The sequence below is a fragment of the Streptomyces sp. NPDC049577 genome (assembly GCF_040675635.1).
Lineage (GTDB): Bacteria > Actinomycetota > Actinomycetes > Streptomycetales > Streptomycetaceae > Streptomyces.
The window spans coordinates 1-13,299 of the sequence record NZ_JBFAPH010000183.1; the positions used below are offsets into that span (position 1 = coordinate 1).

At 72.7% G+C, this 13,299-nt stretch carries 4 protein-coding genes and 1 pseudogene; 4 read left to right on the forward strand and 1 reads right to left on the reverse strand.

Annotated elements, in window-relative coordinates:
- The 4 genes and pseudogenes from AB0K09_RS20580 to AB0K09_RS20595 all read left to right on the forward strand — a co-directional run.
- Positions 1-561, forward strand: a pseudogene (locus AB0K09_RS20580) (hypothetical protein); the annotation flags it as partial.
- Positions 558-3,776: a hypothetical protein gene (locus tag AB0K09_RS20585; protein ID WP_366066825.1), complete on the forward strand. Its 3,219-nt coding sequence runs from the start codon at positions 558-560 to the stop codon at positions 3,774-3,776. The pseudogene AB0K09_RS20580 and the gene AB0K09_RS20585, both read left to right, overlap by 4 nt.
- Positions 3,769-8,949 (forward strand): hypothetical protein, encoded by a 5,181-nt coding sequence (locus AB0K09_RS20590; RefSeq protein WP_366066826.1) that lies wholly within the window; start codon positions 3,769-3,771, stop codon positions 8,947-8,949. The genes AB0K09_RS20585 and AB0K09_RS20590 overlap by 8 nt, the downstream gene beginning before the upstream one ends.
- Positions 8,949-10,790: a hypothetical protein gene (locus AB0K09_RS20595; protein WP_366066827.1), complete on the forward strand. Its 1,842-nt coding sequence runs from the start codon at positions 8,949-8,951 to the stop codon at positions 10,788-10,790. The genes AB0K09_RS20590 and AB0K09_RS20595 overlap by 1 nt, the downstream gene beginning before the upstream one ends.
- A gap of 111 nt (positions 10,791-10,901) precedes the next feature.
- On the opposite strand, the gene AB0K09_RS20600 is transcribed toward AB0K09_RS20595, so the two are convergent.
- On the reverse strand, positions 10,902-13,124 hold the full coding sequence (locus AB0K09_RS20600; RefSeq protein ID WP_366066828.1) for an NADP-dependent isocitrate dehydrogenase: 2,223 nt from the start codon (positions 13,122-13,124) through the stop codon (positions 10,902-10,904).
- Positions 13,125-13,299: the final 175 nt, after the last annotated feature.

A 13,299-nucleotide genomic window follows, 5' to 3' on the forward strand; every position in this document is an offset into this window, starting at 1 on the left:
CCGAACGACGTCAACCGCTGCACCGTCGACGTGACCGGGAGCGGGCTGCACAAGGTCGCCGACGTCCCGGACATGTTCGCCCTGGCCCAGTTCCAGGACATGGACGACGCGGCCAAGCTGTCGCGGCCCTCCTTCGAGCGTCAGACCGGCGGCATCGAGCTGGCGGCGGACGGCACGGCACTGGCCTCGGCCCGGGCCGTGCGCCGCAGCGCGCGCTACGAACAGATCGTGATCGACACCTCCCGGCGGAGCGTCGACCGCTTCACGGCCTACAGCAGCGGCCTGTTCGCCCATCTGATGGGCGGCAACAGCGTCAGCCGGAGCACACTGTCGCAGGCTCAGCAGGCACTCAGGCAACCGTTCACCGAGCACGTGCGGGTCGGCGGCGACACCTTCACGGTCGCCGGCACCCTCGACAACAAGGCCGTCGGCACCCACGACGGCGCGGCACCGGTCTTCGCCAGCGCGGCCCTGGCCCACGACCGGCTCGCCGACCTGCTCGCCGAGGACCCCTCCCTGGCCGGCACCCTGCACGTCATCCCGACCGTGGAGGCCCAGTGACCACGAACTCGTACTCGTTCCTGTCGTGGCTGCGGCGAGGCATCTCCACCCGGATCGCCGACGGGCCGGGGCCGGGCCGGCGCGCCACCGTGCCGGTCACCCTGAGGGTGACCGGCGAGAACGTGAAGGGCGGCGGCACGCGCACCATCGACGTACCGCACACGGTGGAGCTGTACGGCCCGGGCGACGTGATCGGCGTGGACCCCCGGGCGATCGTGCGCACCGAACCGCGCGATCTCGTCACGAACTTCGAACCGAACTTCCTGCCGTTCATCGAGTTCTACCACGAGGACTTCCCCTGGCGGTACAGCCCGGCGGGCCCCGGCACCGCGACCCGGCGGCTGCTGCCGTGGCTCGCCCTCGTCGTGCTCACCGAGCAGGAGGCCGGCGCGACCGTCACCGACCCGGACCGCCCCCTTCCGTTCATCGAGGTGCCCGACCTCGGCGTCCTGCCGCCCGCGGACCAGCTCGGCGCCTGGGCCCATGTGCACGTGAACCGGCCGGTGACCGCGTCCGCCGCCGAGGTGGTCTCGGAGGACATGGCCGCGGTGCTGCCCCGGTTGCAGGCCGTCCTCGACGAGAACCCCGACCTGGCGTGCTCCCGTCTGGTCTGCCCGCGACGGCTCGCTCCGGACGAGGGCTACCACGCGTTCCTGGTACCCGCCTTCGAGACGGGACGGCTGGCCGGGCTGGGACTGGATCCCGCCGGGTCACCGAACGCGCTCCAGTCGAGCTGGGTGCCGTACCCGGACCGGCCGGAACCCGGGCGGCTGTGCTACTACCACCGCTGGTCCTTCCGCACCGGCACGACGGGCGACTTCGAGTACCTCGTCCGGCTGCTCAAACCCCGCGGCGTCAACGCGCGGGTGGGCAACCGCGACATGGACGTCCGCAAACCGGGAGCGGATCTGCCCGGCATCACCAACCTCGGCGGCATCCTGCGGCTGGGTGGCGCGCTCAAGGTCCCGGACAGCGACCTCACCGACCAGGAGAAGGAGGAGGCCAAGCGGTTCGAGCAGTGGGACCTGCCCTACCCGCAGCATCCCTTTCAGAAGGCTCTCGCGGCCCTGATCAACCTCGGTGACGCCTACTCCGCCCAGTCGGCGCCCGCCGCCCACCGGGCGGCCCGGCAGGCTGCCGTGCAGGGGGTCCGTCCCGAGGCCGGCGCCACGGGGCTGAGCGCGCTCGCGGACGATGTGGACCCGGTCGTCACACCGCCGCTGTACGGGCGCTGGCACGCGCTGACGAACCGGCTGCTGACCGACCGGAACGGCGCTCCGCTCGAAGAGGACGAGAACTGGGTGCACCGGTTGAACCTCGACCCGAGGTTCCGGGTGGCGGCCGGGTTCGGCACCGAGATCGTCCGGCAGTACCAGGAAGAGTTCATGCAGGCGGCCTGGGAGCAGATCGGCGAGGTCCTGGAGGCCAACCGGCGGATCCGGGCCGCCCAGCTGGCCCGGGAGGTCGCCTTCTCCGTCCACACCCGGCAGTTGGAGCCGCTGCGCAGGGTCGCCCGCGACCGGGGCTTCACCGTGGACGCTCCCGTGCACGGACGGCTGCTGGGCGACCGGGTCACCGTGGCCCACCGGGTCTCGGTCAGCCCCATCGCGACGGCACCCGTGTCGGCGGCGATGCGCCGGATCACCCGGCCGGGGTCGCGTCTGATGCGCCGGCTTCCCGCACCGCCGGCGCCGCCGCCCCCGCCGCCCTCTCACCCCGGACCCGGCGGCGCGGTCGTCTTCGACACGCCCGGGCCCCCGCCCCCGCCCTCCGTGCTGTCCCGCCTCGACGACGGAAAGATCACCGCCGCGCCGGAGAAGAAGGCCCCGACCGGCACGGTCCTGGTGGAGAACGTCGAGCACGAGGTCTTCCCGCCCGGGCCCCACTTCGGGAAGGAGCAGACGGAGGCCCCGCTGAGCGGCGACCCGGTGGGCACGCTCCCGAAGAGCCCGGACTTCGTGGTCTCGCTCCCGGGCGAGGACGTCCACCCGCACATGGGTGACACCGACAGCCCCGAAGCCGTGCGGTTCAAAACCGCGCTGCAGGAGCTCTACCAGGCGTTCGGCGACGCGGCGGCGTCCGGATCCCTGCCGCCGCGCACCAAGGCCGGGCTGGGCGTGCTCGCGGCGGTGGCCTCCGTTCAGCTGCACCCCGACCTCACCATGGCGCGCCGCGTGCTGGGCGGCATCACGATCCCGTCCGGCGGGCCGGCTCTCGCGGCGGAGCCCGAGGTCAGCGAGATCATGGCCTATCCGGTGATTGATCTGCCCATGTACAAGCCGTTGATCGACCGGTCCGCGGAGCTCTTCCTGCCGAACCTCAACCTCGTTCCGCCGAACAGCATCACGCTGCTGGAGACCAACCCGCGGTTCATCGAGGCGTATCTGGCCGGGCTCAACCACGAGATGGCCCGGGAGCTGCTGTGGCGCGAGTTCCCCACCGACCAGCGCGGCAGCACCTTCCGGCAGTTCTGGGACGTGAGCGTCGTCCTCCCCCGGCCCGGGGAGGACCCGCGGGACGCGCGGGAGCGGCTGCGGGACGTCCCGCCGCTCCACACCTGGGGCAGGCGGGCGGCGCTGGGCGACCAGTACCACCGTCAGGCCTCGGGGCCGGTACGGAACGAACTGGTGCTCGTCATCCGCGGTGAGCTGCTGAAGAAGTACCCGACCGCGGTGATCTACGCGCACCGGGCCGTCTGGCAGGGCCCGCCGGGCCCCGGACGGCAGCGACGGCTCATCACCCTGGCGGACGAGGACCATCCGCAGCGCTCCGAGGTCCGCATGCCGGTGTTCGACGCCAAGGCCGAACCCGACGTCTACTTCTTCGGCTTCGACCTGACCGAGGAGGAGGCGCTGGGCGACTCCGGGGAACAGCCGGAGGACGACGCCGGGTGGTTCTTCGTCATCAAGGAGCGGCCGGGTGAGCCGCGCTTCGGCCTCGACCTCTCGCGCGACGGCGCCCTGGAGGTGTGGAACGACCTGGCGTGGCCGGACGTACGGCCCACCGGCAAGGGATACATCCCGCTCGCCCAGGGCTCGCCCACCCTCACGCTCACCGCGCCCCCGCCGGAGCGCCCCGAGAAGGCCGAACAGCACGCCGAGGACCGGTCCCTGACCTGGAATCCGAACATCAGCGCCGCCGACGCGGCCTATCTGCTCTACCAGGCCCCCGTCCTGGTCGCCGTCCACGCCAGGGAGATGCTCAAGCATGAGTGATGGCACCACCGCGGCCACGACCATGAGCGACGACTATCCCGTCCTGCTCGGGCCGCTGCGGGTGGAGACCCGCTTCACCTCGTCGGAACTGCTGGTGCGGGTGTTTCCCGACGAGTGGTCCGTCGAGGCGTTCGAGGACGGCCCGACCGCGGCGGAACTCACCGCCGTCGCCCGCCTGTGGACCGGGATGTGGCGGGCCGGCGGAGACCGGGCACGGCGGCTGGCCGCCTGGCGGGAACCGGTCGCCTCCTTCGGCGCGGGGCGCGCCGCCTGGCTCGTGCGGAACTTCCCGCCGGTCAACCCCGGGGAGGAGCCGGTCCGGGACCATCCGGGCCAGGTGATCCTCGTGGTGGCCGCCGAGGCCCCGCTGCCGGTCGCCGACCGGACGCCCGCCGCCACCTACTGGCTCGCGATCTGGCAGGCGCACGGTGACCCGGCGGCCGTACGCGCCGCGGATGCCGCCCTGGACCGGGCCGTGGGCGCCCAGCACGCCGCCGCGATCCGCGCGCAGCGGCCCTACGGGCTGGACGAGCGGGGGGACAGCGCCAAGGTCGCCTTCCTCCAGCTGCCCCGTACCGCGGACATCACCACGCGGCCGTCCTCGTGGACGCGGGCCGCACGCGCGCGGCTGCTGCCCGACCGGTTCCTCGTCATCGGCTACGTGGACGGCGAGGAGGTGCTCCGTCAGGAGGGCTCCGCGGTGCCGGGCGATCTCGCGGTGTCCCCGGACCCGTCCGCCGCCGCCACCGGGCAGCTCCGCTCGGCAGGCGGCGGCCTGCGCGTCACGGACGACCTGAAGTGGCTCACCGACTTCGGCACGGCCGTCGACCAGGGCATGGGCCTGCGTGTCCCGCTGACGAGCGCGATCAGCGGCGGGCTCGACCGGCTGCTGGTCCTCGGGCTGCGGACCCGGTCGGCGCCCGACCAGAGCCGGGCCGAACTGGAGCATCTGATCACCGCGCAGTACCACGGCAGGTCCGGCTACCGGCTGGTGCCACAGGGCACGCCGACGAACAACACCGGGGAGACGCCCTCCGCGCACGGCCGCGAGGACGAGGCGGAGGCGAGCTTCGCGGACGTCTTCGAACACGCCCCGGCCGGTGCCGGGAAGACCGACGGGCAGTGGCTCGCCGAACTGCTCGGCGTCGACCCCGGCGTGTTCGCCCAGGTACGTCACGCCGACGGCACCGACCAGCAGGAGGCGCGGGCGATGAACGCCGCTCTGTGGCCGGCGACCTGGGGGTATCACCTGCACACGATGCTCCACCCGATGTTCGACGAGACGGTCGTCGAACAGACCCGCGAGTTCTTCACCCGTTGCGTCAGCGGCCGGGGGCCCGCGCCGGCGATCCAGGTGGGCCGGCAGCCGTACGGTGTCCTGCCCACCACGGCGTTCTCCCGGCTGGTCTGGCCCGACCGGCATCCGTCGGCGGCGCACCGCCGGGCGCTGCACGAGCTGCTGACGGCCGCCGCCGACGACTGGGCGGCGTTCGTCCCCGGCATCTCCCGGGTCGGCGGCAAGGGCGACGGCGACCAGATGCTGCTGGACATCCTCGGGCTGCACGCGACGTCCGTGGAGTTCCACCAGCGCTTCGCGCAGAGCACCGAGGACTACTTCAACCGGCGCAACCTCGCCGGGAAGGGCTCCGAGGTGCTGGACGCCCTCGCCCATCTGCGGGTGGAGGAGCGGATCCGGACCGTGCTGACCCGGCTGGGGTACGACCCGGCGAGTCCTGCGCCGGAGCTGACCAGCCGGTTCTTCACCTCGGCCCAGCAGGCGCTGCACGGCCCGCTGATCGACGACCGGCCACTGTCCGAGACGGCCCCGGTCCGGCCCTGCACCACCACGGGGACCAACTACCTCAAGTGGCTGGCCGACAACGGGCGCAAGACCCTCGAGGTGATCCGCACCGAGCAGGGCTTCACCGACGGGGCGGCGCCGACCGCCCTGCTGTATCTGATGCTGCGGCACGCGGTCCTCCTCGGTTACGACGACGCCGCGCTGCGGATGCTCGCCCAGAGCACGGGCGAGAGCCCGGCCGCGTTCCTCGAAGGCCGCCGGGAGGCGCCGTTCGTCCACGTCAGCATGCGGACACAGACCACCGAGAGCCGCTTCGGGCGCCTGTACTCCCCCGCACCGCTCGTGACCAATTCGGACACGATGCTCCTGGTCGACTACATCCCCCGGGTGCTCGGGCGGCATCCGGCCACCCTGCGGCTCGCCGAACAGCTCACGGCGATCGAGACACTGGCCGGTGCACCGACCGCACGACTGGAGCGGGTCTTCGCCGAGCACCTGGACTGCTGCGCCTACCGGCTGGACGCCTGGCGGCTCGGTCTCGCCACCGAGCGGCTGTTCGAGATGCGGTACGGGCCGGACGGCACCGCACCACCCCGGCGCGGCCTGCACCTGGGCGCGTACGGCTGGCTGGAGGACGTCCGTCCCCGGGCCACGCCGCTGGAGACGGTGACGCTCACCGGTGAGCTGGCGGCGGTCTTCACCCCGCCCGGCTCCGCTCCCCTGCTCCGCGACCCGGACAACGGCGGTCACGTACACGCGCCCTCGCTGAACCACGCCGCCACCGCGGCCGTCCTGCGCACCGGATACCTGGCCCAGGCGTCACGGGCCAACCCCGGCACGCTCGCCGTCAACCTCACCTCGCGGCGGATGCGCGAGGCCCGGTCCGTCATCGAGGGCATCCGCGGCGGGCAGAGCGTGGGCGCGATGCTGGGCTACCGGTTCGAGCGCGGTCTGCACGACGGCTACGAGCTGGCCGAGACCGACCGTTTCATCACGGCGTTGCGGCAGGTCTTCCCGCTCGTCGCCGGGAAGCTTCCGGGGACCCAGCCGCCCCCCGGCACGGCGATCGAGGTCGTCGAGGCCCGCAATGTGATCGACGGACTGGCGCTGGTGCGGCACGTCACCCGGCTGATCCCCGGCCTCCCGGTCGATCACCGCGACTATCCGTTCGGGCTGACCGGGCTGCCGGAGGCGACCGAGCCGGAGGCGAAGGCGATCAACGCCGAGGTGGACCGGCTGCTCGACATCCACGACGCGCTGGCCGATCTGGCCGTCGCCGAGGGCGTCCATCAGACGGTGCTCGGCAACACCGACCGCGCGGCCGCCACGCTCGACGCCTACTCCAAGGGCACGTTCCCCCCGGAGCCGGCCGTCATGGAGACACCTCGCAGCGGCGTCACGCTCACCCACCGCCTCGGTCTGCATCTGAAGGCCGGCCAGAACCCCGCGCCGATGAAGAGTCCCCGTGCCAAGGCCGACCCCGGGCTGGCCGCGTGGCTGGCGGACCTGCTGCCCCGCCCCAACGAGATCGCCTGCCTCGTCACCTGGGACGACCCGGTGACCGGACAATCCCAGCCGCCGTACACGGTCTCCGGGAACGATCTCGATCTGGAACCCGTCGACCTGCTGTGGGCGGTGCGCCCGGCGGAGGACCCCGCCATGACGGACCTCGACGACCGGATCGCGGCACTGGTGTTCCAGGCGAAGAACCTCCGCCCGGACACGGTCCTGACCATCGCCTACACCGAGGCCGTCCCCGGCCGGACGACGCTCTTCGAGCTGTCGTCCCTGATCGCGGACCTGCGGACACTGCTCCTGGCCGCCCGCCCGCTCAAACCCACCGACCTGGTGCCCGCGGCGACCGGCGCGGCCGTCGACCCGTCCCTGGACGAGGCGTGCGATCTGCCCCGGGCCCGGCCCGCCGGCGTCGCCGACCTGATGCGCGCCCTGCGCACGGCGCTGGAGTCCTACATCTCCGACCTCGGCGCGCTGGTCACCGACCCGGTGGCACACCGCGCGCAGTTGCTGTCGGGGATCGACACGTTTCTGAGCCGGCTGGGCGGACTGCTCAACACCGCCGGGACCTTCGGTCTGGCGCGGGGCGGTTGGAGCGAGTTCCTCGACTGGCGGCGGGGCGTGTACGCGGGGCTGCTCGCGGCGGTGGCCGAGACCGCCGGGCGCATGGACGCGATCCTCGACAAGGCCGACGCGGCCCTGGCCGACTACGACACCCTGCCCCCCGCCACGGGTGACGAGGAGCGCTTCCGCCGGCTCCAGTGGATCGAGCGGCTGCTGACCACGACCCCGACCAGCCCGCGGCCGGCCCGCCCGGCCCAGCTGCGCGCCACGGTGAAGAACCGCCGCAACAAGTTCGCCGACCGGCTGAAGAAGCTCCAGGACATCGCGACCCAGCGCGGCAGGACCCTCAGCGGCCTGCTCTCGGACGTCGCCGCGCTGCTGCCGCTCTCCGAGTTCGACGCCACGGGCCTGGACATCACCCCGTTCCAGAACAAGGTGGTCGCCTACTGCACCGTCCTGCTCGACCGCGCGCGCGGCACCCTGCGGGCGACCGTCGGCCGGCTCACCGCCGCCGACGCCGCGCTCGCCGACTACGACGCTGCCGCCGGCGGCAGCGGCCGGGTGGCCGCCGCCACCACGGCGATCCGGGCGCTGCTCGGCGAGGACGCCGTCGTCACCGGCGAGTTCACCGTACCGGCCGGCACGGGCGCCGAGTGGAGCAAGGCCCAGGACGCGGCGGCCGACGGGCGGCTCACCGCCCACCTCCAGCGGGACTTCCCCGTCGACGACTGGCTGCACGGCATGGCCCGTGTGCGCGAGCGGCCCCACCTGTGGGAGCGCGTCACCGTACTCGCCGAAGCCGTGGGCCGTCTCCAGCCGGATCTGACGCCCGTGCAGCTCCCGTACCACGACGGCGACCCCTGGCTGGCCCTGGAGCTGCCGACGGGATACACCATCGACGGAGACCGGCTGCTGTACACCGCGCACTACGCCACTCCCTTCGCGGCGAACAGCCCGTCGTGCGGCCTGCTCCTCGACGCGTGGACGGAAGTCGTGCCAAAGGCCGTCGAGACGACGGGCATCGCCTTCCACTACGACCGTCCCGACGCCGAACCCCCGCAGTCGATGCTGCTCGTCACCCCGCCGCAGCGGACCGGCACCTGGGACGCCGAGGACATCGTGGCCGCCCTCAACGAGACGCTCGACCTGGCCAAGTCGCGGGCCGTGGAGCCGGGGCACCTCGACCGCACGGGCTACTCCCAGCTGCTGCCCGCCACCGTCCTCGCCGCCACGCCGCACCCCATCACGATCTCGACCGATCTCGCGGCCAACAACCCGCCCGTGGAGACCTGATGCCCGCACAGCCCATCACCGACATCCGCGCGGCGTGCGCCCAGCGCCTCTTCCCCACGGTGACCGTCTGGAACCGGGTCGAGGGCCGGCCACGCACCACCGAGTTCGGCCGCGCGCTGCGGGCCGAGGTGCGCGACGCGCTGTGGATGCTCAGCCGCCAGTGGCAGCTCGGCGAGTTCCAGGGCCAGGACGCCGGGTCACCGGTCAGCGCGACGTACCACCTGTCCACGGCCTCCCTCAACCGGCTGCGGCCCGGCGAGGCGGACGCGGTGGACCTCCCGGACGGCATGCCGGTGGAGCCGGTCGCAGAGCACCGCGCCGTGCCCTTCGTCATCGGAACCGACCCCGTCTCCTACGACCTGCGGCTGGCCCTGGCCCACCGCTGGTTCAAGCTGCTGTCCACGGTGGTGCCGCCCGTACCCACCTCACTGCGACGGGCCTACCTCGACCTCTACCCGATCCGCCGGCCGGACCCGAACGCGGACGCCGACACCCAGCTCGTCGCGCACCCCGGAGTATGGGCCACGCTGCAGGCCGTGGCCGGCCGGGCGATCGACGGCTACTCCCTCTTCCGGCACGTCAAGGACGGCGGAAACGCCTCCGACGGGGTCACCGTGCTGGTGCCCGGGCACAAGGAGAAGATCGACGCGGCGGGCCGGCGTCTCGTGGCGTGGTTCGACGACCTCCTCTCCCAGCCCTCCGGGCCCACGGCCTGGGATCCGGGCCGGCTGGAGCACATCTTCTCCGCCACCGCCGGCGAGCGGGAGCTGACCGCGCAGGAGTATCCGGGCGGCCGTCTCGACTGGTACACCTTCTCCGCCGCGCCCCGGACAGCCGTGCCCCGGACCGTGCCGCAGACACCCGCCGCCCACGACGGCGCAGCCACCGGGTCGGTGACCCGCACCGTCTTCCCCGGCACCACCCGCTTCCCGGGCATGCCGCTGCCCCGCTGGTGGGCCCTCGAGGACGGGAACGCGAACTTCTCGGCCGTCACGCCGGACACCACGGACCTGGTGCGGCTGCTCTTCCTGGAGTTCGCCCTGGTGTTCAGCAACGACTGGTTCCTGTTGCCCTGCGACCTGCCTGTGGGGACCCTGGCCGCGCTCGACGGACTGGCCGTCACGGACGTGTTCGGGCAACGCCTGTGGGTCACCCCCGCCGGCAGCGGTTCCGACGAGACCTGGCAGCGCTGGGCGATGTACGAGCTGGACGTGGCCGGTACCGGTCCCGCACCGGCCGACACCAGTCTGTTCCTGCCACCGAACACCGTCGGCAGCGTCGAGGGGCCGCCCCTGGAGGAGGTGCTGTTCATCCGGGACGAGAACGCCGACATGGTCTGGGGCATCGAACGCACGGTGCCCCTGGCCACCGGCGAGGGCCGCCGTGGGTCGGAGGCCGCGGCCGAGACCCTCGCCCACCGGCGCCGGCTGCTGCCTCCGCCGGCTCCCGCCACCCCGGTGGCGCCCGTCGCCTACCGGGCGATGAGCACCGTTCCCGAGAACTGGATCCCCTTCGTCCCCGTTCACGTGCCCGGCGACAACCGGCGGATCCAGCTTCAGCGCGCCGCCCTCCCCCGCTTCCTGGACGGCGGCGCCACCACGCCGACCGCCAAGGTCCGGCCGCGCACCACCCTTCTGCGCCCCGGCCTCGATGGCACCCCGGCCGCCCCCTACTTCGTCCATCAGGAGGAGGTGCCGCGGGCGGGCACCGCACTCACCCTCGCGTACCACCGGACCCGGCTGAGCGACGGCCGTGTCGTCGTCTGGCTCGGCGCCCGCCGCACCACCGGCCGGGGTGAGGGCTCCAGCGGTCTGGCCTTCGACCGTCTGGTGGACGCCTGACCCGCCGCCGGGAACGGCTCCGCCCCGGCCGGGTGCGGGCCCGGCCGGGGCGGAACGGTTCGTCGGGAGGGGCGGGGCGGGCGCCGTCGCGGGCGCCCGCCCCGGGCCGCGTCAGACGAGGGACGCGAGGGCCTGGTTGAAGGTCGCGGACGGGCGCATGACCGCCGCGGCCTTGGCCGGGTCGGGCTGGTAGTAGCCGCCGATCTCGGCCGGCGAGCCCTGGACCGCGATCAGCTCGTCGACGATCTTCTGCTCGTTGGCGGTGAGCGTCTCCGCGAGCGGCGCGAAGGCCTTGGCGAGCTCGGCGTCGTCGGTCTGCTTCGCCAGCTCCTGGGCCCAGTACATGGCCAGGTAGAAGTGGCTGCCGCGGTTGTCGATGCCACCGAGGCGGCGGCTGGGCGACTTGTCCTCCTCGAGGAAGGTCGCGGTGGCGCGGTCGAGCGTGTCGGCGAGGACCTGGGCGCGGGCGTTGCCGGTGGTCTTCGCGTAGTGCTCCAGGGACGGCACCAGCGCGAAGAACTCGCCCAGCGAGTCCCAGCGCAGGTAGTTCTCCTTGACCAGCTGCTGGACGTGCTTGGGCGCGGAGCCGCCGGCACCGGTCTCGAAGAGGCCGCCGCCGTTCATCAGCGGGACGACGGAGAGCATCTTGGCGCTCGTGCCGAGCTCCAGGATCGGGAAGAGGTCCGTCAGGTAGTCGCGGAGGACGTTGCCGGTGACGGAGATGGTGTTCTCGCCGCGGCGGATGCGCTCGACCGACAGCTTGGTCGCCTCGACCGGCGCCAGGATGCGGATGTCCAGGCCCTCGGTGTCGTGCTCCGGCAGGTACGCCTTGACCTTCTCGATCAGCTGCGCGTCGTGGGCGCGGGTCTCGTCCAGCCAGAAGACGGCCGGGTCGCCGGTGGCGCGGGCGCGGGTGACGGCGAGCTTGACCCAGTCCTTGATCGGGGCGTCCTTGGTCTGGCAGGCGCGGAAGATGTCGCCGGCCGAGACGGTCTGCTCGATGACGGCGTTGCCGGCCTGGTCGACCAGGCGGACGGTGCCGGTGACCGGGATCTCGAAGGTCTTGTCGTGGCTGCCGTACTCCTCGGCCTTCTGCGCCATGAGGCCGACGTTCGGGACGGAGCCCATGGTGGCCGGGTCGTAGGCGCCGTGGGCGCGGCAGTCGTCGATGACGGCCTGGTAGACGCCGGCGTAGCTGCTGTCCGGGAGGACGGCGAGGGTGTCGTGCTCCTGGCCGTCCGGGCCCCACATGTGGCCGGAGGTGCGGATCATGGCCGGCATGGAGGCGTCGACGATGACGTCGCTGGGGACGTGCAGGTTGGTGATGCCCTTGTCGGAGTCGACCATCGCCAGGGCCGGGCCCTCGGCGAGCTCGGCGTCGAAGGACGCCCGGATCTCCTCGCCCATGTGGGGCAGGGCCTCCAGGCCCTTGAAGATGCCGCCCAGGCCGTCGTTCGGGGTCAGGCCGGCGGCGATCAGCACCTCGCCGTACTTCGCGAACGTCTTCGGGAAGAAGGCGCGGACGACGTGGCCGAAGACGATCGGGTCGGAGACCTTCATCATCGTGGCCTTGAGGTGCACGGAGAACAGCACGCCCTCGGCCTTGGCGCGGGCGACCTGCGCGGTCAGGAACTCGCGCAGCGCGGCGACGCGCATGACGGAGGCGTCCACGACCTCGCCCGCCTGGACCGGCACGGACTCGCGCAGGACGGTGGTGGAGCCGTCGTCACCGACCAGCTCGATGCGCAGCGCGCCGGCCTCGGAGATCACCGCGGACTTCTCGGTGGAGCGGAAGTCGTCGACGCCCATGGTCGCGACGTTCGTCCTGGAGTCGGAGGACCAGGCGCCCATGCGGTGCGGGTGCGTCTTGGCGTAGTTCTTGACCGACGCGGGGGCCCGGCGGTCGGAGTTGCCCTCGCGCAGGACGGGGTTGACGGCGCTGCCCTTGACCTTGTCGTAGCGGGCGCGGATGTCGCGCTCCTCGTCGGTCTTCGGGTCGTCCGGGTAGTCCGGCAGCGCGTAGCCCTGCTGCTGGAGCTCGGCGACCGCGGCCTTCAGCTGCGGGATCGAGGCCGAGATGTTGGGCAGCTTGATGATGTTGGCGCCGGGCGTCTTGGCCAGCTCGCCGAGCTCGGCGAGGGCGTCGTCGATGCGCTGGCTCTCCTCGAGGTACTCGGGGAAGCTCGCGATGATCCGGCCCGCCAGGGAGATGTCGCGGGTCTCCACGGCGACACCGGCTGCCCCGGCGTACGCCCGCACCACGGGCAGGAACGAGTGGGTCGCCAGGGCAGGCGCCTCGTCGGTGTGCGTATAGATGATGGTCGAGTCAGTCACCGGGTGCTCCGCTCCACGTCTGCAACATTGCTCGACATCAAGATATCTCCTGATCGGCTCCTGCTCGACAGCGGCCCGCCCCCGCCGGCCGCCGGGGTGCCGGGCGGACATGCCGCCGACGGCGTAATGGCCGGGGCCGGCCGTCCGGCCGGGTCAGGCTGTGTGTCCTCACGCG